Here is a 19,477-nt window from a genome sequence, read left to right on the forward strand (position 1 = left end):
AGTTCTCCAACACCGTTCGCGCCACACCCCCCCGGCGCGGCGGGGCGCCCCCCCCCCGCGGGGGGGGGCCCCCCCCCCCCCCCCGCCCCCGGGCCCCCCCCCCCCCCCCCCGCGCCCCGGGGGGGGGCGCCCCCCCCCCCCGCGCCGGTTCAAGGTGCCCTGGCCACCAGGCGCACCATGTTGCGGATGCCGGTCAGGCGGGACATGCCGAAGGACCGGCCGTCACCGGCGCAACGCCGCCGTCAGCATCGGCAGGGCGTGGCGCAGTTCCCTGTACCCGTAGGTACCCGTGTGTCCGCCCGAGTAGAGGTGAGTGGTGACAGGAGCGCCCAGAGTGGTGAGCCGGTCGCTCAGCATCCTCGTCTCCTCGCCGCAGACGGCCTCGGTGACGGATACGACACCGTCGTCGGCGAGGGCGACCCATTTTTCGGTCCCGGGGATGTGGGGATCGGGCTCGTCCCCGTCGAGCGGACCGGGCTTCCCGTCACCGGAGGCCAGGTAGACGGGCGTACGACGCAGTCCTGCGGCGTGGTGGTACGGATCCCAGTCGAGCCAGGTCTTCCACTGCTTCCACGGGTCGCCGAAGATCGCGTAGCCGTCCACACCCACCAACTTCGCTCCGGACAGCCACATCTCCGGGTGCCTGACCGGATGCACGGGAGCCCCGAACGCGGCGACGGCACCGAACAGGCCCGTAACGCGGGCCGCCAGCCCCAGGACCCCGAATCCGCCCTGGGACTCCCCCGCGGCTGCCCTGTTCGGCCCGGCCCCGTAGTCCCGCTCCACCAGCGGCACGACCTCCCGGAGAAAGTACTTGCGTACCCGGGGTGCGCCTCCCTTGCCGTGGTTCCACCAGTCCGTCCAGAACCCGAACAGCGGCATGCCCGGCATGACCACCAGGACGTCACGCAGCTCGTCCAGCTCCTGCACCTTGAAAAGGGTCGTCCAGGCGGTGTGGTCTCCGTCTCCGCCTGCCAGCAGATAGAGGGTGGGCCAGCGGTCAGCGGGGCTGCGGCGGTCCCAGCCGCGTGGGGTGAGCAGGGCCACGGTGCTCCGGCCGCCGAGAGCCGGGGAGTCGACGGTCAGTTCGACCAGCCGTTCGTCGAGGCGTCGTTCGGTGACGGCTCCGCCGGCGGCGCCGGCGGCGCCGGCGGCGCCGACGGGGGCGGCACCGAGGAGGGCTCCGGCGCCCAGCAGGGCCCCGCCCGCCAGTACGGTGCGGCGTGTGTGTGGGTGCGACATACCTGAGTCTTCGGCCGACAGCCCCTCCGCCTTGAACTCCGGGCCGCCCTCGGGCTCGTGTCCGTACGACGCCGCTCGCCCGGGGGGCCGGACACCCGGACCGCCGGGTTAGGTTCCGACGTGTTGTGGGGACGACTGGCCGAATCCGTGCCCCTGCGCGAGGAGTTCGGCCCCGACGCCATGCACGCGGCGATCGACCGGTTGCTGAGCGACGGCGGGGGCCTCCACGAAGGGGCAGCGCCGGACCGGTGTCCGCGCGCGTGGTGGACCGGACTCAGACCAGGTCCGCCGCCTCCGCGTCCGGCAGCGGCTGTTCGGCCCAGATGGTCTTGCCGGTGCTGGTGTAGCGGGTGCCCCAGCGCTCGGTGAGACTCGCGACGAGCAGGAGGCCGCGCCCGCCTTCGTCGAAGATCCGGGCGCGGCGCAGGTGAGGGGCGGTGCTGCTGCCGTCGAAGACCTCGCAGATCAGCGCGGTGTCCCGGATGAGGCGGAGCCGGATCGGCTCGGCGCCGTAACGGATGGCGTTGGTGACCAGTTCGCTGACGACCAGCTCGGTGGTGAACACCGCGTCGTCCAGGCCCCACGCCGTGAGCTGGGCGGAGGCACGCTTACGCGCGGTCGAGACGACGGACGGGTCCGCGGGGAGGTCCCACGCGGCGTAGTGGCCCGCGTCGAGACGCCTGGTACGGGCCACCAACAGGGCGACGTCGTCGTTCGGCTGCTCGGGAACCAAGGCCTCCATGACGGTGTCGCAGGCTTCTTCGAGGGAGTACGTCGAGCGGCCGAGCAGGTCGCGGAGCTCGGCGAGGGCAAGATCGACGTCCCGGCCCGCCGTCTCGATCAGGCCGTCCGTGTACAGGGCGAGCCGGCTGCCCTCGGGCAGCTCGAACTCGGCCCCCTCGAAGGTCAGGCCGCCCACGCCGAGCGGTGGCCCGGAGGGCAGCGGCAGCTGTCTGACGGTGCCGTCCGGGCAGGCCAGCATCGGCTCGGGGTGACCCGCCCTGGCCATCGTGCAGAGCCCTGTCGAGGGGTCGTAGACGGCGTAGAGGCAGGTGGCACCGGCGACCTGCGCGCCCTCGGAGCTGTCCGCCGGCTGTTCACGGTCGAGCGTGAGCACCAGGTCGTCGAGCTGGGTGAGGAGCTCCTCGGGTGCGAGGTCGACGTCCGCGAGGGTCCGTACGGCGGTGCGGAGCCTGCCCATGGTGGCCGAGGCGTGGAGACCGTGGCCGACGACGTCGCCGACCACCAGCGCGACCCGCGCCCCGGAGAGCGGGATCACGTCGAACCAGTCCCCTCCGATGCCCGCCCCGGTGGTGTTCGGGAGGTAGCGCGCCGTGACCTCGACCGCCTGCTGCCGGGCGGCCCGGCGCGGCAGCAGGCTGCGCTGAAGGGCGAGCGCCGTGGCCCGCTCGCGGGTGTACCGGCGGGCGTTGTCCACGCATACGGCCGCACGCGAGACGAGTTCGGCGGCGAGCTGCAGATCCGCGGCGCCGAACCCGCCGGGAGTCCGGTGCCGGCAGAACATGGATGTGCCGAGAGTGATGCCGCGGGCCCGCAGCGGAACCACCAGAATCGAGTGGATCCTGTTCTCACGCAGGCTCCGTGCCCGTGCGGGATCGACCATTCTCCAGCGCCGCAGCGCCTCCTCGTCGACGGTGAAGCGTGCCGGTTCCCCGATGACCAGTGCCCGGCCCACCTCGGAGTCCCGGTCGTACGCATGGATCTCACCGAGCGGGACGACCGACTCCGGGCACCCTTCGAGCACGGACTGCTGGGCCACCCGGTGGAAGCTGATCGTGTCCCTGTGGAGCACCGAACGTGCCTCGTCGCCCGTCAGCACCTCGGAGAGCAGGTCGACGGTCACGAAGTCGGCGAAGTCCTCGATGGCGAGCTCCGCCAGCTCCTCGGCTGTGCGCCCCACGTCGAGCGTGCTGCCGATGCGCCGGCTGGCCTTGTTCAGCACGGTCAGCCGCCTGCGCGCCATGAACTGGTCGGTCGTATCGAGTGTCACGACGGACACTCCCTGGACCTCACCGGCGGCATTCCGTACGGGCGACATCGCCGCCTGCCAGATGTGCTCGCTGCCCGCCACCACGAGATGTGTCTCGTACGGCTCGCCCTCGCCCGTCCTCAGCACCCGGTCGATGGCCTCGGTGAGTCCCTTCCCGCCTTCGAGGAACAGTCCGGGCTCGATCTCCCCGGGCAGGAGCCCGATCAGCGACGCTTCGGTCTTGCTGACCGAAGCGGCCGCTGCCGCATTGGCCATGGCGAGCACCTGGTCCCGCCCGAAGTAGGCCACGGGCACCGGCAGCTGTTCCAGGATCTGACAGCGCACTTCGTCGGACGGCACGTAGGCGGGCCTCCTGTCCCCCACGGCATCCGGTGTGGGCTCACCACTGCCCGCCGACGGACCCGCTCGGCCCGTCTCGTCCATGCTCATGGGCTCATCACTCGTCCTCCCCGCCTAGGCAGGTCGCCCACGAACGCCCATTTGCGACCTTTGTTCAAGAATGCCTGTGCGGGTTCCCGCTCTCAACCGCCGACTCCCCCGGCGCAGCCGATTGGCTCAGCGACCCGCGACGCCGAGCGGGCCGCCCGCGTGGAACGCCAGCTTCGCGAAGCGTTCGCCGATGCGACGGTGCGTGGCGGCGTCGGGGTGCAGGGCGTCGGGGAGCGGCAGCTCCGCGGAGTCGGCCTCGCCGTAGAGTTCGCGGCCGTCGAGGTGGTGCAGATTGGGGTCCTCGGCCGCACGCTGCTCGACGATGCGGGCGAGTTCGTCCCTGATGACGGTCAGTGTGAGCTTCCCGGCTGCCGTTTCGGCCGGGTCTCCCCCGGCGCTGAACTTCAGCTTCCCCTCGCTGAGGGCGCTGTGGTCCGGCGCGCTGGGGCCGGGGGTCTCCTCGTGGATGGGGCAGAGGATGGGCGAGACGACCAGCAGCGGGGTGGTGGGGTGGCCTTCGCGGATCGTGTCGAGGAAGCCGTGGACGGCGGGGGTGAAGGCGCGCAGGCGCATCACGTCCGTGTTGACCAGGTTGATTCCGACCTTGACGCTGATGCGGTCGGCGGGTGTGTCGCGCAGGGCGCGGGCGGTGAACGGGTCGAGCAGGGCGCTGCCGCCGAAACCGAGGTTGACCAGCTCCACCCCGCCGTGGGCGGCGGCCAGCGCGGGCCATGTGGTGGTGGGGCTCGCGGCGTCGGAGCCGTGACTGATGGAGCTGCCGTGATGGAGCCAGACCGTCCGGCCCCGGTCCGGGACCGGCTCGACCGGGGCGTCAGTGCGCAGGGCGACCAGCTCGGTGGTCTCGTTGTGCGGCAGCCAGATCTCGAGGTCTTTCAGGTCGGCGGACAGACCGCTGAAGCGGAGGGTGCCCACCGGCCCAGGCCGGACCTCGGCCGATCCGGTGGCCATGTCGATGGTCAGGGTGTTGCCACCCGTCACAGTGGCCTGGTCCGCGAGACGGCCGTCGACCAGCAGGTCGTAGACGCCGTCCGGCCGGGGCGGGGCGCCCACGTACACCCGTTTGGTGGGCAGGGTGTCCAGCTCCACGACGGTCGCCCGCGTACGCACGACGAGGCGCACGCCCGAGGGCTGGGCCTCCGCCATGGCCAGCTGCCCGTCGGTGTTCTGGGCGCGCGCACGGGCGGGCAGCCGATGCGGCAGCAGACCGTGCTCGGTGCGCTCCAGGTCCAGGGCGCCGCGCAGGAGGTCCTCGGTGAGGGGGGTCGTCATCAGCTGGGGCCGGGTGCTCATTGTTCGTACCTGTTCCTTGTGCGTCGGCTCGGCGGGAAGGGCCGGCCGGATTCAGGGCGTGGGCCAGTTCCGCAGCAGGGCGTCGAGGGCGTCCAGGACCCGTGACCAGGTCTCCTGCGTGCCGGGGGCGCTGTGGCTGAAGCTTCCGCCCGATTCCAGGCTGATGTAGCCGTGGAAGACGCTGCCGAGCAGCCGGACCGCGTGCGTCTGGTCGGGCTCCGTGAGGTCGTAGCCGCGCAGGATCGCCCGCGTCATCTGGGCGTGCCTCACGCCGGCACTGGTGGCGGCCGCCTCCGGGTCGAGCCTGAGCTGCGCCGCGGCGTAGCGGCCGGGGTGCTCCCGGGCGTAGTCGCGGTAGGCGTTCGCGAATGCCTCGAGCGCGTCCTTGCCGGCTCGCCCGGCCAGAGCGGCGGCGACGCGGTCCGCGAGTTCCGCCAGGGCCAGCAGGGCGATCCTCGTCCTGAGGTCCTGGGAGTTCTTCAGATGCGAGTAGAGGCTCGCGTCCTTGACGCCGAACTGCCGGGCGAGTGCCGCGACGGTCACGTTGTCGAAGCCGACCTCGTCGGCCATGTCCGCTCCGGCCTGCGTCAGGCGTTCTGCGGTCAGTCCTGCTCGTGCCATGGTCACCCTTCCTCCACCGGATTCGATTATGCATTTACCTAGTAGTATTAGGCAAATCATCGACCTGCCTAGGGACGGGTTCCACGGAGCCGTTCGGACCCCGGTGGCTCAGCCGCCGTGGACACGAGCCGCGGGCAGACCGGCCAGGATCGCCCCTGCCGTCTCGTCCGCTGTCTGCCGCGAGGTGTCCAGCCTGAGGCCGATGCCGGGCGTCTCCTCCCGCAGACTGCGGTCGAGCGCTTCGACCGTCCAGGCGCCGTAGCCGGTCTTCGGACGCGCCGCCTCCCTGTCCCGCACGACCTCGGTGGAGGGAGCCAGCACGACGACGTACAGGGGGCGTGTGCGCACCCTCGCGACGTAGCGCTCCAGGTCCGTGCCGAGGACGACGTCCTGGACGATCGCGGTCCACCCGTCGCGCGCGTACTCGTCGGCCACGAGCGCGGAGAGCCGTTGGCGGAGCTCCAGTTGGGCCCTGGCCTCCGCGGTCTCCTCCGGCATGAGGTCCTCCCGGCCGGAGACGGTCATGCGGCGGAACACGTCACCTCGCACATGCGCCGCGCGGGGCAGACGCTCGGCCAGGAGCTGGGCCACGGTCGACTTCCCCGATGCCATCACACCGGTGATCAGGACGACGGACGGGCCGGGTTCGATGTCCACACGACTCCTCTCGCTCGCATACGCGACACGCTGACGCGAGAGCGTACCCGCCCGGGGAGGGGCCGACCGGGCCCGCTGAAGGGACAGCTCCGGAAAGCACTCGACGGTTTACGCAGCCGGGGCATCAGGGCAGGGCGCGGCCCGGAATTGCAGCCCGTACAGCCGCCCGCACGTACGGACCGCGTCAAGAAATGCGCCCCGCCCGTATGGAGCCCGTCAACGGCGCTCAACACCCGGCCGGCGGTGCGGTTTGCTTTTCTTCGGCCGCACCGGCCGATTCCATTCCTTTCACTTCATACAGGAGCTCACGATGGCCGATCTGGCCTTCGTCGCCACCACGATCTCGGTTTTCGCACTGGTGGCTCTCATAGCAAGGGGGGTGACGAAGCTGTGACCGCAGAGACCATCGCCGGCCTGGTCGTAGCCGTCTCCCTGCTGGTGTACCTCGTCCTTGCGCTCGTGTACCCGGAGAGGTTCTGAAGCTCGATATGAGCCCTGTAACAGCTGGTGTGCTTCAGCTGCTCGCGCTGATTTCCGCGCTTGCCCTCGCATACCGTCCTCTCGGTGACCACATGGCCCGGGTCTACTCCTCGGAAAAGCATTACCGGCCGGAGAAGTGGATTTACCGTGCTGTCGGAGCCGATCCGTCGGCCTCGATGCGCTGGCCCGCCTATCTGCGCGGCGTGCTCGCTTTCTCCGCGGTGAGCGTCCTCTTCCTCTACGCGCTCCAGCGCCTCCAGGGGGCTCTGCCCGGTTCGCTCGGCTTCGTGTCGATCGACCCGGACCAGGCGTTCAACACCGCGGCGTCCTTCGTGGCGAACACCAACTGGCAGTCGTACTACGGCGAACAGGCCATGGGCCACGTCGTGCAGACCGGCGGTCTCGCGGTGCAGAACTTCGTCTCGGCCGCTGTCGGTATGGCCGTGGCCGTGGCCCTCGTGCGCGGGTTCTCGCGCTCCCGCACCGGCGAGCTCGGGAACTTCTGGACGGACCTGGTACGCGGCACCGTACGCATCCTGCTGCCGATCGCCGTGATCGGCGCGGTCGTACTGGTGGCGTGCGGTGTCATCCAGAACTTCTCCGGCATCCACGAGGTCGGGCAGTTCACGGGCGGCACGCAGCAGTGGAACGGCGGCGCGGTCGCCTCGCAGGAGGTCATCAAGGAGCTGGGTACGAACGGTGGCGGCTATTTCAACGCCAACTCCGCCCATCCCTTCGAGAATCCGACCCCCTTCTCCAACCTGTTCGAGATCTTCCTGATCCTCCTGATCCCGTTCGCGCTGACCCGCACCTTCGGCCGCATGGTCGGCAACCTGCGGCAGGGCTACGCGATCCTCGCCACGATGGCCACCATCTGGATCGGCTTCACGGCCCTGATGATGTGGACGGAGTTCGCCCACCACGGCCCGGCTCTCGACATCGCCGGCGGTTCGATGGAGGGCAAGGAGACACGGTTCGGCATCGGCGGATCGTCGATCTTCGCCGTGGCGACCACCCTCACGTCGACCGGTGCGGTGAACTCCTTCCACTCCTCGTACACGGGGCTGGGCGGCGGCATCACCATGCTGGGAATGCAGTTGGGAGAGATCGCGCCCGGCGGTGTCGGATCCGGTCTCTACGGCATGCTGGTCATGGCGATCATCGCCGTGTTCATCGCCGGCCTCATGGTCGGCCGTACACCCGAGTACCTCGGAAAGAAGATAGGCACCCGTCAGATCAAGCTCGCGGCGTGCTACATCCTGATCACGCCCGCGCTGGTGCTCTGCTTCACCGCGGTGGCGATGTCCCTGCCGACTCCGGCCGACTCGATGACCAACAGCGGTGCGCACGGGTTCTCCGAGATCCTCTACGCCTACACCTCCGGCGCCAACAACAACGGCTCCGCCTTCGCCGGGCTCAACGCCGACACCCAGTGGTTCAACACCACCATCGGTATCGCGATGCTGCTCGGCCGTTTCCTGCCCATCGTGTTCGTCCTGGCACTGGCCGGCTCGCTCGCCGAGCAGCACCCCGTCCCCGCCACAGCGGGCACGCTGCGGACCGACAAGCCGCTCTACGCGGGCCTGCTCGTCGGCACGATCCTCATCCTCACCGGTCTGACCTACTTCCCGGCCCTGGCGCTGGGGCCGCTCGCCGAAGGACTCGCCTCATGAGTACCGTCACCCCCACCCGTGCCCCGCACGAAGACCTGTCCGGCGACGGCGCCGCCGCGTCCGGCCGTGTCGGCGGGGGTCTCTTCGACCCGAAGCAGCTGCTCAGGTCCTTCCCGGACGCGGTGAGGAAGCTGGACCCGCGCGTCATGATCAAGTCCCCGGTCATGTTCGTGGTGCTCGTCGGCTCGGTGGTCACCACGCTGCTGGCGCTACAGGATCCGGGGGACTGGTTCGGCTGGGCCATCGCGGCCTGGCTGTGGCTGACCACCGTCTTCGCCAACCTCGCCGAGGCCGTCGCAGAGGGGCGCGGCAAGGCCCAGGCCGACACTCTGCGCAAGGCGAAGACCGACACGGTCGCCCGCCGGCTGAACGGCCGTGACGAGGTGGAGGTGCCCGGCACCGAGCTGCGCGTGGGCGACCTGGTCGTCTGCGAGGCAGGTGACACCATCCCCGGCGACGGTGACGTCGTCGAGGGCGTGGCGTCCGTCGACGAGTCGGCCGTCACCGGCGAATCCGCCCCCGTGATCAGGGAGTCGGGCGGCGACCGCAGTGCCGTCACCGGCGGCACGAAGGTCCTCTCCGACCGGATCGTCGTCAGGATCACCACCGAACCGGGGAAGACCTTCATCGACCGGATGATCGCCCTGGTCGAGGGCGCCGCCCGGCAGAAGACCCCCAACGAGATCGCGCTCAACATCCTGCTGGCCTCGCTGACCATAGTCTTCCTGCTCGCCGTCGTGACGCTCCAGCCGTTCGCGATCCACGCCGGCGCCAGGCAGTCGATGATCGTCCTCACCGCGCTGCTGGTCTGTCTGATCCCGACGACCATCGGGGCCCTCCTCTCCGCGATCGGCATCGCGGGCATGGACCGTCTCGTCCAGCGCAACGTGCTGGCCATGTCGGGGCGCGCGGTGGAGGCGGCGGGTGACGTCTCGACGCTGCTGCTCGACAAGACCGGAACGATCACGCTCGGGAACCGGCAGGCAGCGGAGTTCGTACCGGTGAGGGGCGCAGACGAGGCGGAGCTGGCCGGTGCGGCGCAGCTGTCCTCTCTGGCCGACGAGACTCCCGAAGGCCGCTCGATAGTGGTCCTCGCGAAGGAGAGGTACGGTCTTCGCGAACGCCACCAGGGCGAGCTCACCCACGCCGCATGGGTCGCCTTCACGGCTCAGACCCGTTTGTCGGGGGTGGACGTGGACGGCCTCAAGGCCCGCAAGGGTGCGGCGGGTTCGGTCGTCGCGTGGGTGCGGGAGCGGGGCGGCCACGTCGCCGACGACGCCGGTGCGCTCGCCGGACGGATCTCGGAGGCCGGCGGCACCCCGCTGCTCGTCGCCGTCGAGGATGCGAAGGGCGCCCGGATCCTGGGCGTCATCCACCTGAAGGACGTCGTCAAGGACGGCATGCGGGAGCGGTTCGACGAACTGCGACGTATGGGCATCAGGACCGTCATGATCACGGGTGACAACCCGCTGACCGCCAAAGCCATCGCGGACGAGGCGGGAGTCGACGACTTCCTCGCCGAGGCCACCCCCGAGGACAAGATGGCCCTCATCAAGCGGGAGCAGGCGGGCGGCAAACTCGTCGCGATGACGGGGGACGGCACCAACGACGCCCCGGCGCTCGCCCAGGCGGATGTCGGCGTGGCGATGAACACCGGCACCTCGGCCGCCAAGGAGGCCGGGAACATGGTGGACCTGGACTCCGACCCCACCAAGCTCATCGAGATCGTCGCGATCGGCAAGCAGCTCCTCATCACGAGGGGCGCCCTGACCACCTTCTCCATCGCCAACGACGTCGCGAAGTACTTCGCGATCATCCCGGCCATGTTCGCGGTGGTCCACCCGGGCCTGGACAAGCTGAACATCATGGGTCTGGCGTCACCCGAGTCCGCGATCCTGTCCGCCGTCATCTTCAACGCGCTGATCATCATCGCCCTCGTACCGCTGGCCCTCAAGGGGGTCCGGTACCGGCCGGCCGGCGCCGACAGGATGCTGCGGCGCAACCTCGGGATCTACGGACTCGGCGGCCTGGTCGCCCCCTTCATCGGCATCAAGATCATCGACCTGCTCCTCTCCCTCGTTCCCGGGCTCTCCTGAACCAGAAACGGCTGATCAGCCATGAACGCCTCTCTCAAGAACACCGCCCGCCTCGTCGGGGCGGGGCTGCGTGCCCTGCTCGTCCTCAGCGTCATCTGCGGCGTCCTCTACCCGCTCGCCGTCACGGGTGTCGCGCAGGCGCTCTTCAGCGAAAAGGCCAACGGCTCCGAGATCAGTGACGGGGACGGCCGGACCGTCGGGTCGTCCCTGATCGGGCAGACGTACAACCTGCCGAAGCAGAACCCCGACGACCCGGACGAGGTGGCGAGGCCGGACCTGAAGTGGTTCCAGCCGCGCCCGTCGAACGGCCTGGGCGGCAACAGCGTGAACCTTCAGTACTCACTGATCCTCTCAGGTGCCACCAACCGCTCGGCGGACAACGCCGACCTGGTCACGTGGGTCACCGAGGCGAAGGCGGCGGTCGTGGCGGACAACTCGACCCCGTCCTACGAGGTGCGGCCCCGGGACGTGCCGGCCGACGCGGTCACCTCCTCCGGCTCGGGGCTCGACCCGGGCATCTCCCCGGCATACGCCGAACTTCAGGTCCACCGGGTCGCCGAGAAGAACAACCTCCCCGTCGAGCAGGTCGCGAAGCTGGTGGCCGATCACACCCAGGGCCGCACCCTCGGGTTCATGGGCGAGCCCCGGGTCAACGTCCTGGAGCTCAACACCGCGCTCAAGGACGTGAGCGAGGGCTGACAGAGCTCGGCGGTCAGCGGCGGCGGTTCCGGCCCGGAACCGCCGCCGCTCGCGTTCCCCCTCCCGGCCGGGCCGCTTCGCCGTTCGGCTCGGTCAATTCTCGGATTCCTCTCCCAGCTTCGAAACTTTCGAAATCCTTGGGCGGGAATTCCAGGCACCCTTTCATGGATCACGACGAATAACTTCATGCCGATCAAGCATGACTACGTCTGAACTGGCAAAATAACCCTCAGGGCAGCCAATCCCCTCATCGACGGTTTCGTAACCCTTGTCGAAACTATTGACACCCGTCGAGGCCAGTTCAACACTGTTCGCCGTCGACAGACCTCAATCACTGTCGATCCGGGCCACCCCGGCCCGGCACCCCAGGCCGGTCGCCGAGCACGACGGCCGGTCCAGTCCGGCCGGGACGCGCGACATCCACACGCCATCGCGTCATCGCCCGTGCACCGACACCCCCCACCCAGGGCGTCTCGCGCTGCCCGGAACCCCCACCCGGCCTCATGAGGACGAGGAGGAAAGCACGCACATGAACGACGCACCCGCGCAGTCGACGAGCCGCACACGCCGCCGGTTCGGACGGTCCATCCGCAATGCCCTCGCCATGGCGATGGCCGCCGTGGCCGTGCTGGCCCTGCCGGGCAGCGCGAGCGCGGACACGGTCGTCAACTCGAACCGGACCGGCACCGACAACGGCTACCACTACTCCTTCTGGACCGACAGCCCCGGCACCGTCTCGATGAACCTGTCGTCCGGCGGGGGCTACAGCACCTCCTGGAGCAACACCGGCAACTTCGTCGCGGGCAAGGGATGGAGCACCGGCGGACGCAGGAGCGTGACGTACTCGGGCTCCTTCAACCCGTCCGGCAACGCCTACCTCACCCTCTACGGGTGGTCGACGAACCCGCTCGTGGAGTACTACATCGTCGACAACTGGGGCACCTACCGACCGACAGGCACCTTCAAGGGCACCGTCACCAGCGACGGCGGGACGTACGACATCTACGAGACGACCCGCGTCAACGCCCCGTCGATCGAGGGCACTCGCACGTTCAAGCAGTTCTGGAGCGTCCGGCAGTCGAAGCGGACCGGCGGAACCATCACCACCGGCAACCACTTCGACGCGTGGGCCCGGCAGCGTATGAACCTGGGCACCTTCAACTACATGATCATGGCGACCGAGGGCTACCAGAGCAGCGGGAGCTCGAACATCACCGTGGGCGGCACCTCCGGCGGCGGAGGCGGAGGCGGAGGCTGCACCGCCACCGTCACCGCGGGCGAGAAGTGGAGCGACCGCTACAACCTCAACGTCTCGGTCTCCGGCTCGAACAACTGGACCGTCACGATGAACGTCCCCTCCCCCGCCAAGGTCCTCTCCACCTGGAACACCAGCGCCAGTTATCCCGGCGCCCAGGTGCTGAGTGCCAGATCCAACGGCAGCGGCAACACCTGGGGCGCCACCATCCAGGCCAACGGCAACTGGACCTGGCCCGCCGTCAGCTGCACCGCCGGCTGACACCCGGGCACCGGCCCGGACGCGCCTGCGGACCGCCTACCACGGATTCACCCGGTACGTAGGGGACATCACCGGCGAAGCGGCCTTGTTCGACAGTGGAGTTGTGCTCCATCCGACTTGTCAGGCACTCCCGTTGCCTATTCTGGTCGCAAGCTGATCATCCGCTGCCGCGCACACCCAGGAGTTCGTAATGTCCCGACCGGAGAACGATGCACCCGCCCCGCGCATCGACACCAGCAGACCCCATCCCGCCCGGATGTACGACTGGTTCCTCGGCGGCAAGGACAACTACCCGGTGGACGAGGCCATGGGCCGGCAGATGCTTGCCGTCGAACCGTCGGTCCCGGTCATGGCGAAGGTGAACCGGGCCTTCATGCACCGCGCCACCCGGTGGCTCACCGAGCAGGGGATCCGGCAGTTCCTCGACATCGGCACGGGGATACCCACCGAGCCGAATCTGCACCAGGTGGCCCAGCAGGCGGCGCCGGCCGCACGGATCGTCTACTGCGACAACGATCCCATCGTCCTGGCGCACGCCGAGGCCCTGCTCAAGGGAACTCCGGAGGGCGCCATCGACTATGTGCAGGCGGATGCCCGCGAGGTGGACGCCATCCTCGAACACGCCGGCAAGACCCTGGACTTCAGCCGTCCCGTCGCGCTCTCCTTGATCTCGTTGCTGCACTTCGTGAGCGACGAGGACGGCGCCTACGAGCTGGTGGAGCGGCTGACCGAGGTCCTCGCGCCGGGCAGCCATCTGGTGATCTCGCACCTCACCGCCGACTTCCACCCGGCAGAGGCGGGCAAGGTCAACGAGATGTACAGGGCCAACACGCTCACCCTGGCGCCCCGCACACGCGTTCAGTTCGCCCGCTTCTTCGACGGACTCGACATCGTCGAACCGGGCATCGTGGCGGCGGAAGCCTGGCACCCCGGACTCGGTGAACCCGTCCCCGGCCAGGACGACATCGTCAGCGCCGGCTACGTGGCGGTCGGCCGCAAGCCGTGACCCGTCCCATGGAGCCGGGCCGTCGCTCCGCGGAGGGCGACGGCCCGGGATGGCTGACAAGGCGCTGTTGACCTCGCCGGCGGCGCCGCCTGATTCTCGGAGGGCCCGCTCATCCGCCGAGAACCAGGGAGGCAACACGATGACGGCCACAGCCGGAGAGACGCCCGTTCCCTATCCCTTCAACGAACAGGACGGGATCGGTCTGGCGAACGCGTACCAGGAAGCCCTGGAACAGCCCGGCCTCGTGCGCGTACGCATGACGTACGGAGACCCGGCGTGGCTGGCCACCCGCTACGCCGACGCGCGCCTGGTCCTCGGCGACCGCCGGTTCAGCCGGGCCGAGGCCCTACGCCACGACGAGCCGCGCCAGTCGGAGGGGAGCCGGGACAGCGGCATCCTGAGTATGGACCCGCCGGGACACACCCGACTGCGCACCCTGGTGGCGAAGGCGTTCACCGTGCATCAGGTGGAGAAGTTACGCCCCTGGGTACGGGAGCTGGCCCACGGCCTGCTGGACGAGCTGGAGGCCCAGGGGCAGCCGGCCGACCTGGTGGAGCACTACGCGCTTCCGATTCCCGTCGCGGTCATCTGCCGCATGCTCGGCGTACCGGAGGAGGACCGCCCGAGGTTCCGGGCCTGGAGCGACGCCGCCCTGTCCACCAGCTCCCTGACCGCCGAGGAGTTCCTCCGCAGCCGTGAGGAGCTGCGCGCGTACATGGGTTCGCTGATCGACGAGCACCGGCGCAGCCCACAGCAGGATCTGATGACGGGGCTGATCGAGGCCCGCGACACCGGGGACCGGCTCACCGAACTGGAACTGGTCGACCTCTGCGTCGGCATCCTCGTCGCCGGCCATGAGACCACCGCGACCCAGATCCCGAACTTCGTGTACGCGCTGCTCGAACACCCTGATCAGCTGAAGCTGCTGCGGGAGCGCCCCGAGCTGATCCGCGGCGCGGTCGAGGAGCTGATGCGGTTCGTCCCGCTCGGCAGCGGTGCCGGCTTCCCCCGGTACGCGACGGAGGACGTGGAGGTCGGCGGCACGCTCGTCCGGGCCGGTGAGCCCGTGCTCGTCGCGGTCGGTGCCGCCAACCGCGACGCCCTGAAGTTCGAGGGCCCCGGACGCCTCGACGTGGCCCGGACCGGCGTCCAGCATCTGGGGTTCGGGCACGGGGTCCACCACTGTCTCGGCGCGCCGCTCGCCAGGCTGGAGCTTCAGGAGGCGCTGGAGGCGCTGCTCGGGCGTTTCCCCGCCCTGCATGTGGCGGGAGACCTGAAATGGAAGAACCAGATGCTCGTGCGCGGGCCGCGTGAGATGCCGGTGGGGTGGTGACCGCCGTGGCGTGGACGACCGAGGTGGATCGCGAACTGTGCATGGGCTCGGGCATGTGCGCGGGTATGGCGTCCGATCTGTACGCCCTGGACGACGAGGACAGGGCCAGGCCCGTCCGGGAGCGGATAGCTCCTGACGAACGCGCGCTGGACGCCGCCGACTCGTGCCCCGCGGCGGCGATCATGGTCCGCGACGGGGACCGGGCGATCGGGCCGCGCCCCTGAGAGAGGGGACCCCGGGCTGCCCGGGTCAGCCGTCGGCCCGGCCCCCTGCCTCCAACCGCTCGCCCCGCGCCCGGACGCAGGACAGGACCACGACGAGAGGCCAGAACGACTGCGCGAACGTGAGGACACGCTCGGCCGCGCCCGCGGTGTCCAGTACGAAGAGGGCGACCAGGAACCAGGCACCGCCGAGCCATATCAGCGTGGCCGCCATGGTGGACGGCCCGGGCCGCAGCCCCCAGGGCGGAGCCGCACGCGGTACGTCGGCCGCACCTGGGCCGGCCGGGGTCCGTGGGCCGGCGGTGGAGCGACGCACGGCCAGGACCGGCCACACCGCGAGCAGCGAGAAGGCCACGGCCACGACGACGCCGTGGGAGAACGAGCCACCACTGCTCGGAGCCGGGAACAGGGCCAGCAGCATCGCCGAGACCCCACCGCCGGCCAGGGCCACCCGTCCGAACGGCGCGGCGGGTCGTAGTCCGCACGCGGTCACCACGTGGCAGGCTCCGAGGGCGAGCAGAGCCGACGTCATCACCCAGTAACCGGCGGCGCCGTCGGCGGCCAGGACACTGATCGTCGCCGACGCGGGATCGTAGCCGGGCCCCTGGAGCTCCGCGGAGACCGCCCAGCCGCCGACGAGGAGGATCGGGGCGCACACCGAGGAGAACAGGACCCACCAGGAGACAGACCGCATCGGTGAACGGTAGAACGTCCGGACCGGCGACGGGCGGTGTACACGCAGGAGAGGGCGTACTCCGCTCGCGAGGGGGTACACGCGTGACGGCGGGTCACACGACGGCGTGTGCAACCGCACCGCTCGGCCGGGCCGGACGACGGCCCCCGTGTCCCGGCGCCCCGCACCGGACGTGGATCTGAACAGAACAGAGGAGAACTGCTGTGCTGACACCCAGTCCTCAGGACCTGAGAGTCGCTCTGGCCCGCTACGCCGACGCACGGATCGAGGACGCGCGCCGCTCCACGGACGCCACCGCCCGTGCCGCGGAGGACGCCGCCTACACCCTGTGTGTGATGACCGGCACCCAGACGGTTCCGCACGCCCTCCATGTCGCCGACACCATGCTCGGCATGCGGACAGCGGTCTCCCCCGCCCTCCGCCGGACTGTCGGTACGCAGCGGGACGACAACCTCCAGGCCGTCTGACCCGCGGCTGCACTCCGGCTCGCCCCGCGTTGCTCCTCGCCCGCCGTGCCCGCCGTCGGCCTAATCCCGCCCGGCATCGCCTCACCCCCGCGACGCTGGTCGGGTGGACGACAGCCGAGCGGGAACGGGCGAGGAGAGGAACGCGGAACGGCTGACCGCCCTGTCCGACGGAATCTTCGCCATCGCCATGACCCTGCTGGTGCTCGATGTCCGGGTGCCGCCGGGACTGACCGCGGACGGCTTCCGGGAAGCCGTCCGCGAGGTGGTGCCGGATCTCGGCGCCTACGCGTTGAGCTTCACGATCCTGGCGGGCTTCTGGCGGGATCACCGCCGGATCGTGGAGCTGGTCCCGCGGTTCGAGGGGCGGTCGCTGAAACTCGCGCTCGCCTGGCTCGGCACCATCGCGCTCATCCCCTTCCCGACCACCTTGCTGTCGGAGTACGCATCCGAGCCCCTGGCGGTCGCCGTCTACGCGGGCACGGTATGCCTCACCAATCTGCTGGAACTGGCAGTGCTGCGGACAGGACTGCACGGGACATGGCCCTCCGATCCCGCCACGGAGAGGACTGCCCGCTTCGTGGCCGCCGATCTGGGGAACACCGCCCTGGTCTTCGGCGCCACCGCCCCGCTCGCCTACGCCGTCTCGCCCTTGGCCGCCATGCTGTCCTGGCTGGCGCTCCTGCCGCTCAAAGTGACGCTCGGCCGCCGGTACCGCCGCGCTCGGTCCTCCTGACGCGGGCCCGGCCGGACAGCGGTCCGGCGCCGTCGGCGTACGTCGACGGCGCCGGACCCGCTCACCCGTGGGCAGCCGTCAGCGATTCGTAGTACGCACCGAGCTGACGCAGATAGAAGAGGTCCCCGGTGTCCTGGTCACGCTCGAAGCGCGGGGCGTCCTTGATCTGCTCCTTGGTGCACCCGACCTTGATCACACGCTCGGCGTCGTCGACGCCGGTCACCATGCCGGCGGGCACGACGACGCTTCTTCCGAACTTCCAGACTCCCGCGTCGATCACCAGATGGTCGAACCCCGGTACCGGCGAGAGCCTGATGACGGTGCCCACGCTTCCGTCCGGTGCTTCGACGTCGTACCCGATGACACCGTCACCCAGTGCGCCGTCCTCCTGTGCCCGCCCCGCCCAGACCATTTCCATGGTGACCTCCTTTTCCCGCGGCCGGCCGTTCCGGCCGCCGGACCTTCCATATGCCCCTGCGAGCGCGGGCGATGCGGGCCGGCCGGGCCTGATACCCGGTCGGCGTCACAAAGCCATCTCGTACGCCCCGGACAGGGCCTCCACCCGGTCCCAGACCCGTGCCGACCGGGCGTCGTCCACGACGGGACGCCGCACCGCGCCGATGGCCCAGCGCTGCTGTCCCTCGGTCGCGGAGTCCTTGCCGTGCAGCTCGACGGCGTTCGCGGAGAAGTCGCGGACGAGTACGGAGAACAGCTCGTCGAGCACGTCCTCGTCCAGTCCGGTCAGCCTCGCCTGCTCCAGGATCAGCTGCCCGTGCACCACCAGGGCGAAGAGCTGGCCGACGGACAGCAGGAAGTCGAGGTCGCGGCTCTGCTCCTCGTCGGGCGCGGAGTCGGACACGAAGTCGCACAGCGCGTCCGCCTGCTCCCGGAAGCGGGCGACGTTGGGCAGCGCGGCGTAGGCGTCGTAGGCCGGACGCCAGTCGTGGAAGCGCACGGAGCCGAGGCCGCGGGCCGGTCCCTGCCGGAAGAGGAACGCGTCGTCCGCTGCGTCCAGACGCGTCGTCACGGGTTCGTACCCGGCGGGGTCCAGAAGGTGGTTGCGCATGAACTTCAGGATGAGCGCGAGGTTGACGTGGACGGTGCCCTCCAGCTTGGGCAGGCTGCGGATCTCGACGGCCGCCTGGGCGAAGTACGTGTCCTTCTCGAAGCCCTTGGCGGCGATGACGTCCCACATCAGGTCGATGACCTTCTCGCCCTCAGTGGTGACCTTCATCTTCGTCATCGGGTTGAACAGCAGGTAGCGGCGGTCGTCGGGGCCGGCCGAGCGGAAGTAGTCGACGGCGCGGTCGCTGAACAGCTTCATGCCGACGAGCCGGACGTAGGCGTCGGCCAGCTCACGGCGGACGTGCGGGAAGGCGGTGACGGGGCGGCCGTAGAGGATGCGGTTCTGCGCGTGGGTGACGGCCTCGTACATCGCGTGCTCGCAGATACCGATCGAGGCGGTGCAGAGGTTGAACTTGCCCACGTTGACGGTGTTGAGGGCGGCGTCGAAGGCGGCGCGGCCGGTGTGCAGGACGTCGTCGGGGCCGACCGGGTAGCCGTCGAGGCGGAACTCGCTGACGTACTTGGAGGAGTCGACGACGTTCTTCACCAGGTGGTAGGCGGGGTGGCGGCTGTCTGCCGCGAAGAAGACGTAGCCCTCCGGGCCCTCGACGTCGGTGCGCCTGCCGAAGACGGAGACGAGCCCGGCGGCGTTGCCGTTGCCTATGTAGTACTTGGAACCGGTCGCCAGGAAGCCTCCGTCACCGTCCGGCTCCAGGAGCATGTCGGTGGAGTAGATGTCGGCGCCGTGTGCCTTCTCCGAGAGGCCGAAGGCGAACACCTCGCCCTGGGAGAGGAGTTGTGCCGCGCGGCTGCGGGCGGCGGCGTTGTCGCTCTGCCAGACCGGGCCGAGTCCGAGGATCGTCACCTGCCAGGCGTACCAGTAGTCGAGTCCGTAGAACCCGAAGATCTCGTTGAGCGCGGCGATCCGGGCCGTGTCCCAGCGCTGGTCGTCCCACTCCGCGGCGGAGGCGGGGGTGAGGAAGGTGGCGAACAGGCCTTCCTTCGCGGCGAATTCGAGGAAGTCGCCCAGCCAGGCGCGTGACCGGTAGTCCTCGATCAGCCGGCGCTTGCCGCGGGCCTCGAACCAGTCGATGGTGGCGCGCAGCAGCCTGCGGGTCTCGGGGTCGAAGTGCGCCGGGTCGTAGGTACGCGGATTGAACAGCAGCGGGTCGGCCATGGTGGCACGCCTTCCGGGAGGTTGTGGGCGGGGGGATGCGGGACGG

The 19,477-nt window shown here is 69.9% G+C and carries 18 protein-coding genes; 10 read left to right on the forward strand and 8 right to left on the reverse strand.

The window, feature by feature from the left end; translation table 11 throughout:
* Nucleotides 1-222: 222 nt before the first annotated feature.
* The 5 genes from ACIQM3_RS09315 to ACIQM3_RS09335 all read right to left on the reverse strand — a co-directional run bounded on the left by ACIQM3_RS09315 (nt 223) and on the right by ACIQM3_RS09335 (nt 6,271).
* The gene (locus ACIQM3_RS09315; protein ID WP_401621065.1) at nt 223-1,242 is read right to left on the reverse strand and encodes an alpha/beta hydrolase; all 1,020 of its coding nucleotides are present in this window, start codon (nt 1,240-1,242) and stop codon (nt 223-225) included.
* A 274-nt stretch (nt 1,243-1,516) separates the two neighbouring features.
* Complete coding sequence (locus ACIQM3_RS09320) at nt 1,517-3,682, reverse strand: SpoIIE family protein phosphatase (RefSeq protein ID WP_401621068.1); 2,166 nt, start codon at nt 3,680-3,682, stop codon at nt 1,517-1,519.
* Nucleotides 3,683-3,808: 126 nt separating this feature from the next.
* The gene (locus ACIQM3_RS09325) at nt 3,809-4,993 is read right to left on the reverse strand and encodes a GDSL-type esterase/lipase family protein (RefSeq protein ID WP_401621071.1); all 1,185 of its coding nucleotides are present in this window, start codon (nt 4,991-4,993) and stop codon (nt 3,809-3,811) included.
* A 51-nt stretch (nt 4,994-5,044) separates the two neighbouring features.
* A complete protein-coding gene (locus ACIQM3_RS09330; protein WP_401621074.1) occupies nt 5,045-5,614 on the reverse strand; it encodes a TetR/AcrR family transcriptional regulator in 570 nt (189 codons plus the stop codon).
* A gap of 108 nt (nt 5,615-5,722) precedes the next feature.
* Nucleotides 5,723-6,271, reverse strand: a complete 549-nt coding sequence (locus tag ACIQM3_RS09335) for an AAA family ATPase (RefSeq protein WP_401621076.1) — start codon at nt 6,269-6,271, stop codon at nt 5,723-5,725.
* Nucleotides 6,272-6,661: 390 nt separating this feature from the next.
* On the opposite strand from ACIQM3_RS09335, the gene kdpF reads away from it, so the two are divergent.
* The 8 genes from kdpF (at nt 6,662) to ACIQM3_RS09375 (ending at nt 15,298) form a co-directional block, all read left to right on the forward strand.
* On the forward strand, nt 6,662-6,751 hold the full coding sequence (gene kdpF / locus ACIQM3_RS09340; protein ID WP_351274347.1) for a K(+)-transporting ATPase subunit F: 90 nt from the start codon (nt 6,662-6,664) through the stop codon (nt 6,749-6,751).
* 8 nt (nt 6,752-6,759) lie between these two features.
* Complete coding sequence (gene kdpA / locus ACIQM3_RS09345; RefSeq protein ID WP_401621080.1) at nt 6,760-8,424, forward strand: potassium-transporting ATPase subunit KdpA; 1,665 nt, start codon at nt 6,760-6,762, stop codon at nt 8,422-8,424.
* Nucleotides 8,421-10,520: a potassium-transporting ATPase subunit KdpB gene (kdpB, locus tag ACIQM3_RS09350; RefSeq protein WP_401621083.1), complete on the forward strand. Its 2,100-nt coding sequence runs from the start codon at nt 8,421-8,423 to the stop codon at nt 10,518-10,520. The genes kdpA and kdpB overlap by 4 nt, the downstream gene beginning before the upstream one ends.
* Nucleotides 10,521-10,541: 21 nt before the next feature.
* Nucleotides 10,542-11,219, forward strand: a complete 678-nt coding sequence (locus ACIQM3_RS09355) for a potassium-transporting ATPase subunit C (protein WP_401621086.1) — start codon at nt 10,542-10,544, stop codon at nt 11,217-11,219.
* 529 nt (nt 11,220-11,748) lie between these two features.
* Nucleotides 11,749-12,735 carry a glycoside hydrolase family 11 protein gene (locus tag ACIQM3_RS09360; protein WP_401621088.1) on the forward strand — a complete coding sequence of 329 codons (987 nt, stop codon included), beginning with the start codon at nt 11,749-11,751 and terminating at the stop codon, nt 12,733-12,735.
* 190 nt (nt 12,736-12,925) lie between these two features.
* On the forward strand, nt 12,926-13,741 hold the full coding sequence (locus ACIQM3_RS09365; RefSeq protein WP_401621090.1) for an SAM-dependent methyltransferase: 816 nt from the start codon (nt 12,926-12,928) through the stop codon (nt 13,739-13,741).
* Between the two features lie 139 nt (nt 13,742-13,880).
* Entirely contained in the window at nt 13,881-15,074 is a 1,194-nt protein-coding gene (locus tag ACIQM3_RS09370; RefSeq protein WP_401621093.1) for a cytochrome P450, read from the forward strand.
* The gene (locus ACIQM3_RS09375) at nt 15,071-15,298 is read left to right on the forward strand and encodes a ferredoxin (RefSeq protein WP_401622376.1); all 228 of its coding nucleotides are present in this window, start codon (nt 15,071-15,073) and stop codon (nt 15,296-15,298) included. The genes ACIQM3_RS09370 and ACIQM3_RS09375 overlap by 4 nt, the downstream gene beginning before the upstream one ends.
* 25 nt (nt 15,299-15,323) lie before the next feature.
* On the opposite strand, the gene ACIQM3_RS09380 is transcribed toward ACIQM3_RS09375, so the two are convergent.
* Nucleotides 15,324-15,989: a DUF998 domain-containing protein gene (locus ACIQM3_RS09380; RefSeq protein ID WP_401621096.1), complete on the reverse strand. Its 666-nt coding sequence runs from the start codon at nt 15,987-15,989 to the stop codon at nt 15,324-15,326.
* Nucleotides 15,990-16,192: 203 nt separating this feature from the next.
* Between ACIQM3_RS09380 and ACIQM3_RS09385 the strand changes: the two genes are divergently transcribed.
* Nucleotides 16,193-16,456, forward strand: a complete 264-nt coding sequence (locus ACIQM3_RS09385) for a DUF5133 domain-containing protein (protein ID WP_401621099.1) — start codon at nt 16,193-16,195, stop codon at nt 16,454-16,456.
* A gap of 103 nt (nt 16,457-16,559) precedes the next feature.
* Nucleotides 16,560-17,189, forward strand: a complete 630-nt coding sequence (locus ACIQM3_RS09390) for a TMEM175 family protein (RefSeq protein ID WP_401621102.1) — start codon at nt 16,560-16,562, stop codon at nt 17,187-17,189.
* A gap of 61 nt (nt 17,190-17,250) precedes the next feature.
* Here the strand turns inward: ACIQM3_RS09390 and ACIQM3_RS09395 are convergent, their stop codons facing one another.
* Nucleotides 17,251-17,607, reverse strand: coding sequence for a hypothetical protein (locus tag ACIQM3_RS09395; RefSeq protein ID WP_401621105.1), 357 nt, complete (start codon nt 17,605-17,607; stop codon nt 17,251-17,253).
* A 105-nt stretch (nt 17,608-17,712) separates the two neighbouring features.
* Nucleotides 17,713-19,431 carry an acyl-CoA dehydrogenase family protein gene (locus ACIQM3_RS09400; protein ID WP_401621107.1) on the reverse strand — a complete coding sequence of 573 codons (1,719 nt, stop codon included), beginning with the start codon at nt 19,429-19,431 and terminating at the stop codon, nt 17,713-17,715.
* Nucleotides 19,432-19,477: the final 46 nt, after the last annotated feature.

Source organism: Streptomyces sp. NPDC091271 (assembly GCF_044757505.1).
Lineage (GTDB): Bacteria > Actinomycetota > Actinomycetes > Streptomycetales > Streptomycetaceae > Streptomyces.